The organism is Rhodococcus sp. NPDC003382 (assembly GCF_053589135.1).
Genome location: NZ_JBSFRH010000053.1, coordinates 17,627 through 33,688 on the forward strand (window position 1 = coordinate 17,627; position 16,062 = coordinate 33,688).

Genomic DNA, 16,062 nt, shown 5'->3' on the forward strand with positions numbered 1-16,062 from the left:
CGCGGCGCTACCGTGCGCGGCCGACCGTCCACTGTCCCGTGAATCGCGGTTCCCGCTTCTCGACGAACGCCGAGAACGCCTCCGGCGCGTCGGCCGTCGCGAAATTCATTGCCTGCGCTCGCGCCTCGTTCGCGAGGGCGTCGCGCAGAGTCCGGTCGGCACCCTCGTTGAGCAGTGCCTTGGTCTGGGCGAGCGCGATCGGCGGCCCCGCGACGAGCTTGCGTGCGAGTTCGTCGACGAACACGTCGATTTCGTCGCCCGGCACCACCCAGGTCACGAGATTCATCGCGTGTGCCTGCTCGGCATCGATCGTCTCCGCGAGCAACGTCAGGCGCTTCGCCTGCTGAAGGCCGACGAGCTTCGGCAACAACCAGGAACCACCGAGATCCAGCGACAGTCCCCGCTTCGTGAAGATCTGCGAGAACGTGGATTCGGGCGTGGCCACCACCAGGTCGCACCCGAGCGCCAGGTTCCAGCCCGCGCCCACCGCGACACCGTTGACCTTGGCGACGGTCGGCAGCGGCAGCTCGTGCAACAGCAGGGCGACGTCGGTCAGCGCCCGCATCTTGTGCATCGGGTGCGCGGTACCGGGATTCGCGATGTCCGCACCCGAGCAGAACGCGCCGGCGGCACCGGTGATCACGACGGCACGCACGTCCGGATCGGTCCCGGCGTCGTCCAGGGCGTCGCGCAGGCACCCCCACAGTTCGGTGTCGATCGCGTTCTTCCGGCGCGGCCGGTTCAACGTCAGTGTCCGGACGCCGTCGCGGTCGTCACGCAACAGCACCGGCCCCTCGGACCGGGGTTCGCCCGTCACCGCCGGTACTCCGGGCCGATTGCGCCCTGCCGGCGCAGTTCCTCGATCTCGGACGGCGAGTATCCGAAGTCGGCCAGCACGCGGTCGGTGTGCTCACCGAGGCCGGGGACCGGGTCCATCCTCAGTTCGCGCCCGGCGACGATCGGCGGTGGCAGGATCGCCTGGATCGAACCGGCAGGCGTGTCGATCGTCCGCCACCGGTCGCGCTCGCTCAACTGGGGATGAGCAAGCACCTCACTCGGAATGTTGTAGCGCGAGTTGCCGATTCCCGCTTCGTCGGCCGTCTTCTGTACGTGGGCGAGATCGTGGCGGGCGCACCACTCGGAGATCGCCTCGTCGAGCACGGCACGGTTTCGGACCCGGTCGGAGTTGGTCCGGAACCGTTCGTCGTCCGCCAGATCGTCGCGCTGCAGGATCTCCCGGGCGAGCCGCTGCCATTCCCGGTCGTTCGTCGTGCCCAGGACCACGGTCTGCTCGTCCGCCGTGCGGTAGGCGCCGTAGGGGGCGACCGCCGGCGAACTCATCCCGAGCGGCTGCTGGTTCACGCCCGAATGCTGGGTGTAGGTCAGGGGGTAGCCCATCATGTCGGTCATCGTGTCGAACAGACTCACCGACACCGCCTCGAGACCGCGGTTGAGCTCGGGATTCCGCGCCTTGCCGAGCAACAGCGCCAGGATCGACAGGGCGGAGTACAGACCGGTCGAGATGTCCGCGAAGGGCGGGCCCGGTTTCGCGGGCTCACCCGGGAAGCCGGTCACCGCACAGGATCCCGATTCCGCCTGCACGAGAAGGTCGTACGCGCGTTTGTGGGACAGCGGTCCCCCGGAGCCGTAGCCGTCGATCTCGACGACGATCAGCTCCGGGTACCGCTTCTCGAGTTCCGCGGCGGTCAATCCGAGGCGCGCGGTCGCACCGGGCGCGAGGTTGGACACGAGCGCGTCCGCCGACGCCAGCAGCCGGTGCAGCACGTCCAGGCCGGCATCGGATTTCAGGTCGAGCGTGACCGACTCCTTGCCCCGGTTCGCCCACACGAAATGCGCGGCGAGACCACCCACCACATCGTCGTAGTCCCGGGCGAAGTCCCCGCCCTTCGGGTTCTCCACCTTGATGACGCGGGCACCGAAGTCGGCGAGCACCCGCGTGGCCATCGGCGCCGAGACCGCCTGTTCGAGGGTGACGACGGTGACCCCGTCGAGCGGACCGGCCGCGGCACCGGCGGATGCCGGTTCCGGTGTCATCACATCACCATTCCACCGTCCACCGGCAGCACCTGGCCGGTGACGAAGGAGGCGGCATCGGACGCGAGGAACACGAAGGCTCCCGCAACCTCCGACGGTTCTGCCCATCGGCGCAGCGGAATTCGGTTGAGCATCTGCTCGGCGAACTTCGCGTCGGTGCGGATGGTGTTCGTCATCGGGGTGGCCGCGAGCGGTGCAATGGCGTTGACGAGGATGTTCTTGCGGGCCAGTTCGCGCGCCAGGGACTTGGTGATACCGATGATGCCGGCCTTCGCCGCGGAATAGTTCACCTGACCGAGCGTTCCCGTGATTCCGGCGGACGACGTGACGTTGATGATCCGGCCGGTGCCGTCGGTCGGGAGGAACGGCAGCGCTGCCTTGGCGCAGTTGAACGCGCCCAGCAGGTGGATGTCGAGCATCTTCTGGACACTCTCGGTCTCGAGGTCCTTGAACATCGCCGGTTCGGTGACCCCGGCGTTGTTCACCAGGATGTGCAGCGCGCCCTGGCCGAACCCGGCGGCACGGGCCGCGGCGGCGTCGGCGGCGGCGCGGTCGCGCACGTCGAGTCCGACGCTGTCGGCCTTGCCGCCGTTCGCGGTGATGCGCTCGGCGACGGCGGCCGCGGCGTCGGGGTCGATGTCGGTCACCATCACCGAGGCACCGGCTGCGGCGAGCGCCTCGGCGACCGCGGCGCCGATACCACCGGCGGCACCGGTCACCAGCGCCGACCGGCCGGTCAGGTCGAACAACGGATTGTTTCCTGCCATCAGTAGCTCCTCGGCATTCCCAAAGTGTGTGATCCCAGATAGTTCAAAATCATTTCCTGGCTGATCGGGGCGATGCGCATGACCCGAGCCTCACGGAAGTAGCGGGCGACGTTGTACTCCTCCGAGTACCCCATCCCGCCGTGCGTCTGCAGCGCGCGGTCGGCAGCGGTGAAACCTGCTTCGGCACAGAGATATTTGGCGGTGTTCGCCTCACGTCCGCAGGGCTTGCCGTTGTCGTAGAGCCAGGTTGCCTTGCGCAACACCAGTTCTGCGGCGTCGAGATGCGCCAGCGAGTCCGCGAGCGGGAACTGGATTCCCTGGTTCATGCCGATCGGCCGGCCGAACACCTCACGTTCGTTGCCGTACTTGACGGCTCGGTCCAGAGCGACCCTTCCGATGCCGAGAGCCTCGGCTGCGATGAGCATACGCTCCGGATTCAGACCGTCCAAAAGATACTGGAATCCCTTGCCTTCCTCGCCGACCCGGTCCTCGACGGGGACCCGGAGATCGTCGATGAACAGCTCGTTGGAGGACACCGCGTTGCGCCCCATCTTCCGGATCGGCCGGACCTCGACGCGGCTTCGATCCAGATCGGTGAGGAACAGCGTCATGCCGTCGGTCTTCTTCTCGACCTCGTCGTAACGCTGGGTTCGGGTCAGGAGGAGGATCTTCTCTGACTCCATCGCCTTGGAGATCCACACCTTGCGCCCGTTGACGATGTAGTGGTCGCCCTCGCGGCGAGCGAAGGTGGTGATGCGCGAGGTGTCCAGTCCCGCACCGGGTTCGGTGACACCGAAGCACACGTGCAGATCGCCGCTGGCGACCCGCGGCAGGGTCCGCTGCTTCAACTCGTCGGATCCGTGCACCACGACCGGATGCATCCCGAAGATGGACAGGTGGATCGCGGTCGCGGCGTTCATGCCACCGCCGGATCGCGCGACCTCTTCGAGAAGAATGGACGCCTCGGTGATGCCGAGGCCGTGCCCGCCGTACTCCTCCGGTGTGGTGATGCCGAGCCACCCGCCGTCGGCGAGCGCCTTGTAGTACTCCGTCGGAAATTCGTGCGCGAGGTCCTTTTCCATCCAGTACTGGTCGCCGAAGTTCTTCATCAGCTCGGCGACCGACTTGCGGATCAGTTCCTGGTCCTCGGTCAGCTCGAAACTCATGCCACCGGGCACAGCCATGTTCTCAACTTCTTTCGTCGGTTTCTCGTGGGGCCGCCGGATCGGGTCCGGCGACCCCACGGGACGTGATCGTCGGTACTCAGTCGGAGGCGGGAAGGGCCTTGGCCGCCTTGACGGTCAGCGGAACTCCGTTGTAGGTCAGCTCGCCCACACCCGGCGAGGTGCACAGGACCTCGAGGGTGTCGTTCTCGTCGACGTACCGCTTGCCGATGAGGGTGACGAGATCGGTGATACCGGCGGTCGAGGGGCGGCCGCCGGTCGCCGGGACCATCGGGCTCCCACCGCACGCCAGCACTCCCCCGGCGTCGGCCGGTGCCCGGACCACGACCACGCGGACCGTGCATTCGGCACTGGCGAGTTGTTCTCCGGCGCGGAGCGGAGTCGAGGTGGTCATGCTTCAACCTCACTTTCGGACGTACGCTCGGCGAGTATGCCGAGATCGAAGGACTGGCGTGCCATCCAGAATCGGAGGAATCCGGTGAGCGAGTAGCGCAGGTACAGCGCCGCGCCGACGATCGCGACGGCGACGCCGAGAATCGAGACCACGATCGCGTCGCGCTGCACGAGCGCGTCGGACGTGTTGTGCGACATGAAGTATGCCACCACTCCGAGGATCGGGCCGATCACCATGAGGGCGATGCCGAGGCGCAGCCACAGCGACGACCGGCCGGCGGCGGGATCGGGGATCTTCAGTTCGGACAGTTCACGGGTGAATCGGTCCGCACGGGATTCGGTCGAGGTCATGAGGAACTCCCTAGGTAGAGGGCTGCGAGCTCGGATCGGAGACCGCTGTCGGGGTGGCCTTGTTTCTGGATGCGTCCGCGCACGAGAACTGCTGCGTGGTCTGCGAAGTCGAGTACGGCATTCGCGAACTGCTCGACGACGAGGACCGCCACGCCGCTGCGGGCGATCTCGGCGACCTCGTCGTAGAGCCGGCCGACGACCAGCGGCGCCAGACCCATCGACAGTTCGTCGAGCAGCAGGACCGCGGGATCGGTGGCCAGTCCACGGGCGAGTGCGAGCATCTGCTGCTCGCCGCCGGAGAGTGTCCCGGCGGTCTGCGACGCACGCTTGGCGAGGATCGGGAAGCGCGAGAACGCGACCTCCTCGATCTGCTCGCGGGGTGTGCCCGTGAACGTCATCATCAGCAGGTTGTCGCGGACGGACATGTTGGGGAACACGCCGCGACCTTCCGGGATCAGGCAGACCCCGGCCCGTGCCAGGTCGCGCGGTGCCACTCCGGTGACGTCGCGCCCACCGAGCACGAGCTGCCCGGAACGCAACGGGTGGACGCCGGCGGCGGCCTTGAGCGTGGTGGTCTTGCCGGCGCCGTTCGGGCCGAGCAGGGCCACCACCTGCCCGGCGGAGACGCTCAGGTCGATTCCGTGCAGCACGGTGATCTCGTCGTAGGCGGCGCGGGCGTCGCGCAACTCGAGGATGGCTGTCATGCTTCCCCCAGGTAGGCCGCGAGTACCTTCTCGTCCTTGCGGATCACGTCGGGTGGTCCGACGGAGATGATCCGGCCGAGATCGAGAACGTAGACCTGATCGCACACGTTCATGACCAGTTCCATGTCGTGTTCGACGAGCAGAACCGCGGTTCCGTCGTCCGCGAGGGCCCGCAGCAGACCGGCGAACAGCTCGGTCTCCTGCGGGTCCTGTCCCGCGGCGGGTTCGTCGAGCAGGATCAGGCTCGGGTGGACCGCGAGTGCCCGCGCGACCTCGACGAGCCTGCCCATGCCGGTGGACAGCGCGTCGGCCGTCGTGTCGGCGAGGTGGTGCAGGTCGAGACGGTCGATGATCTCGTCCGCGACCTGATGCGCTCGGCGACGTTCCGGGCCGAGTTCTGCTGCGACGAGCAGATTGTCGCGGACGCTGAGCCGGCCGAACAGTTCCAGTCGCTGGAACGTGCGGGCGAGGCCGTGCCGGGCGCGGCGTGCCGGGCCGGCTCGCGTGACGTCGTGTCCGTCGAGGTACACGCGTCCCGCCACCGGCCGGCGCAGCCCGGTGATGACGTCGAACAGGGTGCTCTTGCCGGCCCCGTTGGGGCCGATGAGCCCGGTGACCTGTCCGCGTTCGGCTTTCAACCCGACGCCGTCGAGGGCGCGGTGGCCCCCGAACGCGACGGCGATATCGTCAACCTCGAGTTGCGACGGCACGATCGAGCACCTCCTGATCCTCCGGAGTCCACGGGCGTTTGACGCCCCACCACTCGACGGGTATTTCCTCGACGGGGCCGTCCGGTCCCGGCGGTACCTTGCGCCGCGAGTTCGACCAGACGCGGGCGGCGATCACACCGGCGACGATGCCGGCGAAGAACACGTACCCGTTGATCACGTCGCCGAGGCGCAGCAGCCACAGCAGGACGATCCATCCCACGAGCGTCGAGACGACGAGCGTGTCGCGGAACGTCGCTTCCCATTCCTTGCGCATCGAGGGCACGACGCCGTCGTCGACGGCCCCGGACCCGTAGGCGAGTCCGGCCGCGGCGGGCAGGGTCTGCACGAGGTTCTGCGCGCCCGGCCACAGCGCGACGATCGCGTTGAGCGGTCCGGCGATCATCGTGCCGGTGAACAGACCGTTGCCGACCACACCGAGGCCACCGACGACAGCGATGAGGAAGATGCCCAGTCCGGCAATGAAATTGAACTGTTCCGGTGCGACGGACTGCAGTTGCATCCCGTAGAGTGCACCGCCGAGTCCGGCGATGCCGGCGGAGATCGCGAACACCACCGTCTTCATCATCAGGAGGCTGCCGCCGAGGGTCGCGTATGCGGCTTCACTGTCGCGCAGCGCGATCAGCTGCCGGCCGAGCCGGCCGCGGCGCAGCGCCGCGACCCCGATGGTGACGAGGGCCAGGCAGATCGCCGCGAACACGGTCAGTTCCGCCGGGGTGTCGACCTGGAAGCCGAACAGGCTCGGCCCGACCAGATCGATCGAACCCTGATTGAAGAACGCGATCTCCATCCCGAAGACCTCGAAGGAGGGCATCGAGAAGATCCACCGGTCCAGCACGACCGCGATCGCCGCGGTGCCGAGCGCGAGATACACACCCGACAACCGCAGCGCCGGGATCGCGACGATCGCCCCGGCGACACCGGAGACGACCATCGCGGCGAGCAGCGCCCACCACTGTCCGTCCGCACCCAGGTGCGCGCACACGATCGCACCGATCCCCGCCATGCTCAGCTGGGCGAGGGAGATCTGGCCGGCATAGCCGACCAGCGGCACGAAGGACATCGCGATCACACCGAACGCGAAGATCTGCCCGTAGGTGATGAGATCGCCCTCGCCGAGCACGGTGGCGAGGATGATGCCGAACGCGACGATCACACCCGCGAACGCGAACGTCCCTCGCACCGTGGGCACCGGCACCTGGCTGAGGTTCCGGTCGCGGCCCCGCAGACGGCCGTGCGGGAACAGCAGCAGCGCGAGCAGCAGGAGGATCGCCGGTGCGGCCAGACGCAGGCCCGGCAGGTAGTCGTTCTGCGGCAGGTAGCCGGCCATGTAGGCCTCCATGCACCCGACCACGACCGCACCGACGAACGTCATCGGCAGGCTCTTCAGCCGCCCGAAGATCGCCGCCGCGTAGGCGCTGACGATCAGCAACGACAGCTGGGTGGCCTCGAGCGCGACCATCGGGGCGATGAGCACGCCACCGAGGGCCGCCAGCACGGTCCCGAGGATCCACGCGACGCGGTTGGCGCGGACCGGGTCCGCGCCGGTCAGACCGACGAGTGCACGGTCGTCGACCGTCGCCCGCATCTCGGCGCCGGTGCGCGTGTTGAACATCAGCACGCGCAGTCCCAGCGCCACCGCGACCGCGACGATCATCGTCAGTGCCTGGTGCCAGGTGATCGTCGCCGAACCGATGTGGAACGCCTGCTGCTCGTTGAAGAACGTGGGCAGCGACCGGGCCTTGATGGGATTCCAGATCCAGCGCGCCAGCGCGATCAGGCCGCTGAGCATCGCGATGGTCATGACGAGCTTCTCGGCCTCGCCGAGTCGCTGGACCGGACGCAGCAACCGTTCGACCAGAAGACCGAACGCCGGCGCCAGCACCAGCAGCACGACGGCGACCGAGAGCCACACCGGCCAACCCCAGCCGACGCTGAGCTGCCAGTAGGCGAAGGCCGCCATCATGCCCGTGGCCCCGTGCGCGAAGTTGAACACGCCGGTGGTCGTGTACGTGACGACCAGGCCACTGCTGATGATCGCGTAGACCGCGGCCGTGGTGAGGCCGACGATCCCGAAAGTGATGAACTGTTCCATTATTGGACGTCACTCATGCTCTTGCCGACTTCCGCGAGCGTCAGCGGCGCTCCGAAGTCCTGCGTGATCTTGCGCGGCGGGAGGTCACACCGGTACAGACCGTTGTCGGGGTTGAAATCGGCGGTCTCCCAGCCGTCCGGGGTCGCCTTCTCGACGTTGAAACACGACTTCGGCGGCAGCGGCGTCTGCAGATCCGACGGAGCGTGCAGTCCACCACCCGTCCACGCCGTCTCCTGACGCGCGGTCTCGTACACACATGCGCGGGTGAGTTCGTCACCGCAGGCTGCTGCGGCCTTGGCGAACAGCAGCCAGGACGACCAGGCGCGCATCGCCGGGAGGGTGATCTGCGCGTCGGGCGCGTACTTCGCGTAGAGCTCCTTCAGCTGCTCGACGGCGGGCTCGTCGCTTTCGAGCGGTGCCATGCCGCTGAGGTCGACGAGGTTGTTCTGGTACTCCGCGGAACGGCCGAGGAGTTCGATGAACTGCGCGTTGTAGGCGTTGTTGTTCGCGTCGATCCAGTCGAGCTTGTAGTCCATGTTGGTCAGGACCTCTTCGAGCTTGGCGAGCTGGTCGAAGCTGCCCATGAAGATCAGGCCCTTGACGCCCTTGCTCTTGATGGCCTGCGCGTAGGGCGTCCAGTCCGAGACACCCATCGCCGGGTACAGCTCGTTGTAGACCACGGTCGCGCCGAGCGACTCGACGGTCTCCTGGGTGACCGCGCCGATTACCTTGGTGACGGCGGAGTCGCCGTTGATCATGCCGATCGCGGACTTGGAATCGGGATAGGCCTCGTTGATAGCCCACTCGCGGAATCCGGCGTAGTTGTCGTATCCGGGGATCTTCGCCGGGGACGCACTGATCTCGAGATCGGCGCCGGCGGCACCCTCCTGCACGGTCTGGGCCGTGAAGGTCGGAAGCAGGCAGTTCAGACGTTCCTTGACGCCGAGGCCGTCGAGCGCAGCACCGCCGCCCACGAGGGCGAAGTCCTCACGGCACGCCTCGATCATGCGCTGGCGCGGTTCCATCAGCTTGGCGTCGCGGGTGTTGGCGACGAGGGTGCGGCCGTTGATGCCGCCGTTGTCGTTGCACCAGGAGGTGAACACCTTTGCCGCGTCGACAAATTCGGGGTTCTTGGTGAAACCCATGTCGGTGAAGACGCCCACCTCGATCTGCTCGGCGGTGACGCCCTGGGCGGAGGCCGTCGAGGCGTCGCCGTCCTGGCACACCTCGGTCAGGTCACCGAAGTCCGCGGAGAGCGCCGACGATCCGCCACCACTGCGGTCGTCGCCTCCGCCCGTCTCGGATCCGGTGCGGCCGCCGCACCCGGCGACGAGCACCGCGATCGCGGCCAGCGCCACGGCGGCCCGTCCGGTGCCCACGACGACTCGTCGACGCACCTCGGGTACCGGAGTCTGCTGTAGTTTCACGTTCTTCCTCCCCCTGCAGGCCCGTTCGGGCCGACCGGTAGTTGACAGGAGAGCGACGCCGTCCGCGTGGCCGCGGTTGCGCCGGGAATTCCCGAGGCCGTAGTGCTCTCGCCTGATAGGGAAACTAGCCTCTCGCTGTAGGAGAATCAACATATTCTACTGGTCCGGAGCGGGGAGAAGATTCGCGGACCTCACCCCCTGGATCATCCGGACGAGATGCCGGAGCGCTCCGGCGGCAGGCCGCCTACCTGCGTCTTCAGGCCGGACGTTGACTATCCGGCAAAAGCCTGGAAACCTACTGAGCAGAAATGAGAATGCAATTCTCGCCGACGAGAGGAGGTTGGTGCATGGCCCTGCTTCCACCGCTGCCCGCAGAGGAGTGGGACGACAAGACGCGAGCGGCGTTCATCGGGATGCTCGCGCGGGATCGCCAGAATCCGGAAGGAGCCGGCACGGCCCTGTCCGCGCTCGCGCACCACCCGGACCTGACCAAGGCGTTCCTGGGCTTCAGCGTCTATCTGCTGTGGCGGTCGACGCTGCCGCCGCGGCTGCGGGAGCTCGCGATCCTGCGGGTCGCGCACCGCCGCGACTGCGAGTACGAATCGCAGCACCACGTCCCGATCGCGCAGGAAGCCGGGCTGACCCTCGACGAGATCGAGGCAGCACGCATCGGTGAGGCCACCGACGAGTTCGAACGCACCCTGCTCGCCGCGGTCGACGAACTCGAGGACAAGAACCGGCTCTCCGAGCAGACGTGGAACGCGCTCGGCGAGCGGCTCGACAAGCGGCAGCGAATGGACTTCATCTTCACGGTCGGTGGCTACGGCCTCATGGCCATGGCTTTCAACACATTCGGTATCGGACTCGGACACGACACCGAGCCCGGACAGGAAAGGTAGATCCGTGCCCCATTTCCCGAAACCAGCCGAAGGCAGCTGGACCGAACACTGGCCCGAACTCGGCACCGCACCGGTCGACTACACCGACTCGTACGATCCGCAGTTCTTCGAGGACGAGCGCAACGCGATCTTCAAGCGCACCTGGCTCAACGTCGGCCGTGTCGAGAAGCTCCCCCGCAAGGGCAGCTACTTCACCAAGGAACTGCCCTCCGCGGGCCCCGGCACCTCGCTGATCATCGTCAAGGGCAACGACGGTGAGATCCGCGCCTTCCACAACCTGTGCCGCCACCGCGGAAACAAGCTGGTCTGGAACGACTTTCCCGGTGAGGAGGTCGCCGGCAGCTGCAAGCAGTTCACCTGCAAGTACCACGCCTGGCGCTACAGCCTCGAAGGCGATCTGACCTTCGTCCAGCAGGAGGGCGAGTTCTTCGACCTCGACAAGCAGGACTACGGACTCAAGTCCGTGCGCTGCGAGATCTGGCAGGGCTTCATCTTCATCAACCTCGACGACAACGCCCAGCCCCTCGACGAATACCTCGGCCCGCTGGCCAAGGGCATCGAAGGCTACCCGTTCGACAAGATGACCGAGGTCTACAGCTACCGGGCCGAGATCGGCTCCAACTGGAAGCTGTTCATCGACGCCTTCGCCGAGTTCTACCACGCCCCGATCCTGCACATGAAGCAGGCGACCAAGGACGAAGCCGAGAAGCTCGCCGGCTACGGCTACGAGGCGCTGCACTACGACATCCAGTCGCCGCACTCGATGATCTCCTCCTGGGGCGGCATGGCCCCGCCCAAGGACCTGAACATGGTCAAGCCCATCGAACGCGTCCTGCGCTCGGGCCTGTTCGGACCCTGGGACCGCCCCGACATCCCCGGCATCTCCGGCGACGAACTGCCCGAAGGCATCAACCCCGGCAAGTACCCGGTCTGGGGCCAGGACTCCTGGGAGTTCTTCCCCAACATGACCCTGCTCATCTGGGCACCGGGCTGGTACCTGACCTACCACTACTGGCCCACCGCCCCGGACCGCCACATCTTCGAGGCCAACCTCTACTTCGTGCCCCCGAAGAACGTCCGCGAGCGCCTCGCCCACGAACTGGCCGCGGTCACCTTCAAGGAGTACGCACTGCAGGACGCCAACACCCTCGAAGCGACGCAGACGATGATCGGCACCCGCACCGTCACCGACTTCCCGCTCTGCGATCAGGAAATCCTCCTCCGCCACCTGCACAAGACCGTCGGAGACTACGTCAAGGAGTACCGTGATGGCGCTGCTGCCAACTGAATTCGCCGACCTCGAACCCTTCGCTGCCGACTGGGTCCTGGCCACCGAACCCGAGCGCTACGCCAAGCGCCTGGCCTCCACCATGCCCGAGATGCAGAAGTTCTACGACGCCGCATTCCCGCGCATCGAGGACGCCATCACCTACTGCGACAAATTCGACTACGACGACCTGCCCGACGACGCCCGCGCCCTCGTGCACCTGATGCAGTCGCTCATCATGGTCTCCTTCCCCGTCGAAGTCTGGAAGCAACCCCGCGTCCCCGACAGCGGCGCGGCCTGGGCCGAAATCATCCACGAACCGGTGGTCTGACGCCCGACCCACGACGAACCGTCCCCCCGCAGCCGATGCGCCGCGGGGGGACGGTTCCGTTCGTCCGGGACCTTTCGGCCGACACCGTCACCGGACACATTCCCCGGACGTTGACGCTCCCCGACAACTGTGGAAATCTGATAGTCAATGAATGAGAGCGTCATTCTCATGAATGAGATTGGATGAGCTCGGGCTCGCCGAGGCGACGAGCTCGGACAGGAAGGTGGACCCGTGCCCCATTTCCCGAAACCAGCCGAAGGCAGCCGGGCCGAAGTCATCCGAGAACCGGTGGTGTAGCGGTGATTACACTCAAGGCCGCCGGCCTTCTCGATGTCGACAGCGGAAAGATCGTGCGCCCCGGCATCATCCGCGTCGAAGACGACAAGATCGTCGGGATCGGCGGTGAACCCGAAGGCGAGGTCGTGGATCTCGGCGACCAGATCCTCCTGCCCGGCCTGATGGACATGGAAGTCAACCTGCTCATGGGCGGGCGCGGCGAGAAGCCCGTCTACTCCACGGTCCAGGACGATCCCCCGCTGCGCATGCTCCGCGCGGTCGGCAACGCCCGGCGCACCCTCCGCGCCGGCTTCACCACGGTCCGCAACCTGGGCCTGTTCGTGAAGACCGGTGGCTACCTGCTCGACGTCGCACTGGGCAAGGCCATCGACGCGGGCTGGGTGGACGGCCCGCGGGTCGTCCCGGCCGGTCACGCGATCACCCCGACCGGTGGTCACCTCGATCCGACGATGTTCGCGGCGTTTGCCCCCGGCGTGCTGGACCTGACCATCGAGGAAGGCATCGCCAACGGTGTCGACGAGGTCCGCAAGGCGGTGCGCTACCAGATCAAGCACGGGGCCAAGCTCATCAAGGTCTGTGTCTCGGGTGGGGTCATGTCGCACACCGGAACACCGGGCGCACAGCACTATTCCGACGAGGAGCTGCGCGCGATCGTCGACGAGGCGCACCGGCGCGGCCTGCGCGTCGCGTCGCACACCCACGGCGCGGACGCCGTCCGCGCGGCCGTCGCCGCCGGAATCGACTGCATCGAACACGGATTCCTCATCGACGACGACGCGATCGACAAGATGGTCGCCGCCGGCACCTATCTCGTTCCCACCACCCGGCTCGCCGACGCGATGGACGTCTCACACGCGCCGCCGGATCTGCAGGCCAAGGCCGCCGAGATGTTCCCCAAGGCCCGCACCTCGGTCAAGGCGGCCTACGAGGCGGGCGTGAAGATCGCGCTCGGCACCGACGCGCCGGCCATCCCCCACGGCAAGAACGCGGACGAACTCGTCGCGCTGGTCGACCGCGGCATGTCCGCACTGGACGCGCTGCGCGCCGCGACGATCACGGCCGCCGAACTGATCGATGTCACCGACCGCGGCCGGCTGGCCGAGGGCCTGCTCGCCGACATCGTCGGCGTCCCGGGCAACCCGCTCGAGGACATCACCGTCACGCAGAACGTGCAGTTCGTCATGAAAGGCGGAAAAGTCTATGTCAACAACTGACGACCTCGTCGAGATCAACCAGCTCCTCGCGCGGTACGCGGTCAACATGACCAAGAACGACGTCGAGGGTGTCATGGCGGTCTTCACCCCCGACGGCACCTACAGAGCCTTCGGCGATGCCTTCACGCTCGACCAGTTCCCCGAGTTGGTCGCCGCGGCACCGAAGGGCCTGTTCATGACGGGCACCGCCCTCGTCGAGCTCGACGGCGACACCGCGACCGGAACCCAGCCGCTGTGCTTCGTCGACCAGACGACCCACAACATGCGCATCGGGTACTACAGCGACACCTACGTCCGCACCGAGGACGGCTGGCGTCTGAAGACCCGGTCCATGACCTTCCAGCGTCGCAGCGGGGCCCACGACTCGGGTATCCCGCACGCCTTCGAGCCGTCGGCATGAACGTCGACGAGTTCCGGTCCGCCCTGCGCGCCTGGCTCGACGAGAACGACCTGACCCCGCCGCCGGACCATTCGCTCGACGGTCAGGTGGCGCAGCTGGGCCGGGTGCGCAGGGCACTGTTCGACGCGGGCTGGATGCGGTACGGCTGGCCCGTCGAGGTCGGCGGTCTCGGGGGCGACGCGGCGCTGCGGGCCGTGCTCGGCGAGGAGGTCGCCACCCGCGACCTGGCCGAGCCGGGTATCTACTCGATGATCGAGGTCCTCGCGCCGACGATGATCTCCTACGCCCGGCCCGAACTCGCGGCCGAGATGGTTCCGCTGCTGCTCAGCGGTCGCGAGCAGTGGTGCCAGGGCTTCTCCGAGCCCGGCTCGGGCAGCGACCTCGCGTCGCTGAGCACCCGCGCCGTGCAACGCGGCGACGAGTGGGTGATCAACGGCCAGAAGGTCTGGACGAGCCTGGCGCAGTACGCATCCCGCTGTGTGCTCCTCACCCGCACCGCGCCCGGCCACGACGGGATCACCGCGTTCTTCGTCGACATGGACACCCCCGGCATCACCGTCAAGCCGCTGCGCACGATGCACGGCATCGACGAGTTCGCCGAGGTGTACTTCGACGACGTCGTGGTGCCCGCGGACCGCATGCTCGGCCGGCCGGGCGACGGTTGGCGGGTCGCGATGGATCTGCTTCCGCACGAACGCTCGACGTGTTTCTGGCACCGGATCGCGTACCTGTTCACGCGTCTGGACAAGTTGCTCGACGAGACCGAACTCGATGCCGACGACGATCTCGGCTCGGCGTATCTGGCGCTGCACACGGTGCGCTGCCGGTCGCGCCTGACCCAGCAGCGACTCGCCGAGGGAGCCGCGCTCGGACCGGAGACCTCGATCGACAAGGTGCTGCTGGCAACTGCCGAACAGCAGTTGTTCGACACCGTGCGCGATCTGCTGCCGGGTGTCCTCGAACTCGAGGACACCCTGTGGCGACCGGAATTCCTGTACTCGAGGGCCGCCACGATCTACGGCGGCACGGCCGAGATCCAGCGCAACATCATCGCGCGCCGCCTGCTCGATCTGGGGAGGGATCGATGACCGACGCCACCACCGTCTCCGACACCACGCAGGCCGAGGAACTGGCACTGCTGGGCGACGCCCTGCGCGGGACCATGACCTCCACACCCGCGCACGAACTCGATTCGGCGCTGGCCGATCTCGGCTGGGGCGACATGCTCACCGAGATGCCCGACGTCGCGATCCCACTGGTGTTCCGACTGCTCGGCGAGACGGGCGCGCACGCCCCGGTGATCAACGACGTCGTACTGCACGCGGCCGGACTGCCCATCGCCGGAACCCTCCCGTTGCCGTTCGCGGGCGGCAGATGGATCGTGTGGGAACGCACCGGCACCGCCGGCACCGCTCTCGACGAGGAGATCCCGCTCCACACCGCCGACGCGGGCGAGGAACTCGACCCCGCGGCGATCGCCGCCGGCCGGCGTGCGCTCGGCTGGTGGCTGGTGGGGACGAGCCGGACCATGTTGTCGCTCGCGCGAACCCACGCCCTCGACCGCACCCAGTTCGGCACGCCCGTCGCGGCGTTCCAGGCGGTGCGACACCGGCTCGCCGAGACCCTCGTCGCGATCGAGGGTGCCGAGGCGACGCTGCTCGCCGCGACCGACGACCTCGGATCGCTGCTGGGGAAGGCCGCGGCAGGGAAGGCCGCGCTGACGGCGGCCCGCCACTGCCAGCAGGTGCTGGGCGGGATCGGATTCACCGCCGAACACGACCTGCACCGGCACATCCGCCGGGCGCTGGTCCTCGACGGATTGCTCGGCAGTGCACGCGAACTCACCCGCGAGGCCGGTGCTTTCATCCGGTCGACGGGTTCGGCTCCGCGTCTCGTCCACCTGTAGAACCTCGGAAGCACGAAGGAGGGGCGCCCGCGGTGCGGGCGCCC

General features: G+C 67.5%; 17 protein-coding genes. 7 read left to right on the plus strand and 10 right to left on the minus strand.

The features are described 5' to 3' along the window. Window positions 1-7 precede the first annotated feature (7 nt). From ACWDUD_RS26145 to ACWDUD_RS26190, 10 genes are all read right to left on the minus strand, one after another. Window positions 8-817 carry an enoyl-CoA hydratase/isomerase family protein gene (locus tag ACWDUD_RS26145; RefSeq protein ID WP_450111219.1) on the minus strand — a complete coding sequence of 270 codons (810 nt, stop codon included), beginning with the start codon at window positions 815-817 and terminating at the stop codon, window positions 8-10. Beyond that, window positions 814-2,055 (minus strand): CaiB/BaiF CoA transferase family protein, encoded by a 1,242-nt coding sequence (locus ACWDUD_RS26150; RefSeq protein WP_450111220.1) that lies wholly within the window; start codon window positions 2,053-2,055, stop codon window positions 814-816. Before ACWDUD_RS26150 ends, ACWDUD_RS26145 begins: the two co-directional genes overlap by 4 nt. Then, window positions 2,055-2,822 (minus strand): SDR family NAD(P)-dependent oxidoreductase, encoded by a 768-nt coding sequence (locus ACWDUD_RS26155; RefSeq protein ID WP_197257518.1) that lies wholly within the window; start codon window positions 2,820-2,822, stop codon window positions 2,055-2,057. Before ACWDUD_RS26155 ends, ACWDUD_RS26150 begins: the two co-directional genes overlap by 1 nt. Continuing rightward, complete coding sequence (locus ACWDUD_RS26160) at window positions 2,822-3,988, minus strand: acyl-CoA dehydrogenase family protein (RefSeq protein ID WP_197257624.1); 1,167 nt, start codon at window positions 3,986-3,988, stop codon at window positions 2,822-2,824. Before ACWDUD_RS26160 ends, ACWDUD_RS26155 begins: the two co-directional genes overlap by 1 nt. A 97-nt stretch (window positions 3,989-4,085) precedes the next feature. After that, window positions 4,086-4,400, minus strand: a complete 315-nt coding sequence (locus tag ACWDUD_RS26165; protein ID WP_248673425.1) for a hypothetical protein — start codon at window positions 4,398-4,400, stop codon at window positions 4,086-4,088. Continuing rightward, window positions 4,397-4,750, minus strand: coding sequence for a hypothetical protein (locus ACWDUD_RS26170; RefSeq protein ID WP_450111221.1), 354 nt, complete (start codon window positions 4,748-4,750; stop codon window positions 4,397-4,399). The genes ACWDUD_RS26165 and ACWDUD_RS26170 overlap by 4 nt, the downstream gene beginning before the upstream one ends. Further along, on the minus strand, window positions 4,747-5,454 hold the full coding sequence (locus ACWDUD_RS26175) for an ABC transporter ATP-binding protein (protein WP_197257514.1): 708 nt from the start codon (window positions 5,452-5,454) through the stop codon (window positions 4,747-4,749). Before ACWDUD_RS26175 ends, ACWDUD_RS26170 begins: the two co-directional genes overlap by 4 nt. Next, complete coding sequence (locus ACWDUD_RS26180) at window positions 5,451-6,164, minus strand: ABC transporter ATP-binding protein (RefSeq protein WP_197257512.1); 714 nt, start codon at window positions 6,162-6,164, stop codon at window positions 5,451-5,453. The genes ACWDUD_RS26175 and ACWDUD_RS26180 overlap by 4 nt, the downstream gene beginning before the upstream one ends. Further along, a complete protein-coding gene (locus ACWDUD_RS26185; RefSeq protein WP_450111222.1) occupies window positions 6,142-8,277 on the minus strand; it encodes a branched-chain amino acid ABC transporter permease in 2,136 nt (711 codons plus the stop codon). The genes ACWDUD_RS26180 and ACWDUD_RS26185 overlap by 23 nt, the downstream gene beginning before the upstream one ends. Continuing rightward, window positions 8,277-9,656, minus strand: a complete 1,380-nt coding sequence (locus tag ACWDUD_RS26190) for an ABC transporter substrate-binding protein (RefSeq protein ID WP_450111232.1) — start codon at window positions 9,654-9,656, stop codon at window positions 8,277-8,279. Before ACWDUD_RS26190 ends, ACWDUD_RS26185 begins: the two co-directional genes overlap by 1 nt. 395 nt (window positions 9,657-10,051) lie before the next feature. On the opposite strand from ACWDUD_RS26190, the gene ACWDUD_RS26195 reads away from it, so the two are divergent. From ACWDUD_RS26195 to ACWDUD_RS26225, 7 genes are all read left to right on the plus strand, one after another. Then, the gene (locus ACWDUD_RS26195) at window positions 10,052-10,603 is read left to right on the plus strand and encodes a carboxymuconolactone decarboxylase family protein (protein ID WP_450111223.1); all 552 of its coding nucleotides are present in this window, start codon (window positions 10,052-10,054) and stop codon (window positions 10,601-10,603) included. 4 nt (window positions 10,604-10,607) lie between these two features. Then, complete coding sequence (locus ACWDUD_RS26200) at window positions 10,608-11,891, plus strand: aromatic ring-hydroxylating oxygenase subunit alpha (RefSeq protein ID WP_197257504.1); 1,284 nt, start codon at window positions 10,608-10,610, stop codon at window positions 11,889-11,891. After that, window positions 11,872-12,201, plus strand: a complete 330-nt coding sequence (locus tag ACWDUD_RS26205; protein ID WP_197257502.1) for a hypothetical protein — start codon at window positions 11,872-11,874, stop codon at window positions 12,199-12,201. The genes ACWDUD_RS26200 and ACWDUD_RS26205 overlap by 20 nt, the downstream gene beginning before the upstream one ends. Window positions 12,202-12,500: 299 nt before the next feature. Continuing rightward, on the plus strand, window positions 12,501-13,712 hold the full coding sequence (locus tag ACWDUD_RS26210; protein ID WP_197257500.1) for a metal-dependent hydrolase family protein: 1,212 nt from the start codon (window positions 12,501-12,503) through the stop codon (window positions 13,710-13,712). Then, complete coding sequence (locus ACWDUD_RS26215) at window positions 13,699-14,112, plus strand: nuclear transport factor 2 family protein (RefSeq protein WP_197257497.1); 414 nt, start codon at window positions 13,699-13,701, stop codon at window positions 14,110-14,112. Before ACWDUD_RS26210 ends, ACWDUD_RS26215 begins: the two co-directional genes overlap by 14 nt. Further along, window positions 14,109-15,200, plus strand: coding sequence for an acyl-CoA dehydrogenase family protein (locus ACWDUD_RS26220; RefSeq protein ID WP_450111224.1), 1,092 nt, complete (start codon window positions 14,109-14,111; stop codon window positions 15,198-15,200). Before ACWDUD_RS26215 ends, ACWDUD_RS26220 begins: the two co-directional genes overlap by 4 nt. Continuing rightward, the gene (locus tag ACWDUD_RS26225; RefSeq protein ID WP_450111225.1) at window positions 15,197-16,018 is read left to right on the plus strand and encodes an acyl-CoA dehydrogenase family protein; all 822 of its coding nucleotides are present in this window, start codon (window positions 15,197-15,199) and stop codon (window positions 16,016-16,018) included. The genes ACWDUD_RS26220 and ACWDUD_RS26225 overlap by 4 nt, the downstream gene beginning before the upstream one ends. The last annotated feature ends 44 nt before the right edge of the window (window positions 16,019-16,062 follow it).

Bases quoted from the DNA above. Each gene is read 5' to 3' on its own strand.
- ACWDUD_RS26225 (WP_450111225.1), top strand. From the start codon at position 15,197: ATGACCGACGCCACCACCGTCTCCGACACCACGCAGGCCGAGGAACTG.
- ACWDUD_RS26195 (WP_450111223.1), top strand. From the start codon at position 10,052: ATGGCCCTGCTTCCACCGCTGCCCGCAGAGGAGTGGGACGACAAGACG.
- ACWDUD_RS26160 (WP_197257624.1), bottom strand. From the start codon at position 3,988: ATGAGTTTCGAGCTGACCGAGGACCAGGAACTGATCCGCAAGTCGGTC.
- ACWDUD_RS26205 (WP_197257502.1), top strand. From the start codon at position 11,872: ATGGCGCTGCTGCCAACTGAATTCGCCGACCTCGAACCCTTCGCTGCC.
- ACWDUD_RS26175 (WP_197257514.1), bottom strand. From the start codon at position 5,454: ATGACAGCCATCCTCGAGTTGCGCGACGCCCGCGCCGCCTACGACGAG.
- ACWDUD_RS26215 (WP_197257497.1), top strand. From the start codon at position 13,699: ATGTCAACAACTGACGACCTCGTCGAGATCAACCAGCTCCTCGCGCGG.
- ACWDUD_RS26155 (WP_197257518.1), bottom strand. From the start codon at position 2,822: ATGGCAGGAAACAATCCGTTGTTCGACCTGACCGGCCGGTCGGCGCTG.
- ACWDUD_RS26170 (WP_450111221.1), bottom strand. From the start codon at position 4,750: ATGACCTCGACCGAATCCCGTGCGGACCGATTCACCCGTGAACTGTCC.
- ACWDUD_RS26150 (WP_450111220.1), bottom strand. From the start codon at position 2,055: ATGACACCGGAACCGGCATCCGCCGGTGCCGCGGCCGGTCCGCTCGAC.
- ACWDUD_RS26220 (WP_450111224.1), top strand. From the start codon at position 14,109: ATGAACGTCGACGAGTTCCGGTCCGCCCTGCGCGCCTGGCTCGACGAG.
- ACWDUD_RS26185 (WP_450111222.1), bottom strand. From the start codon at position 8,277: ATGGAACAGTTCATCACTTTCGGGATCGTCGGCCTCACCACGGCCGCG.
- ACWDUD_RS26165 (WP_248673425.1), bottom strand. From the start codon at position 4,400: ATGACCACCTCGACTCCGCTCCGCGCCGGAGAACAACTCGCCAGTGCC.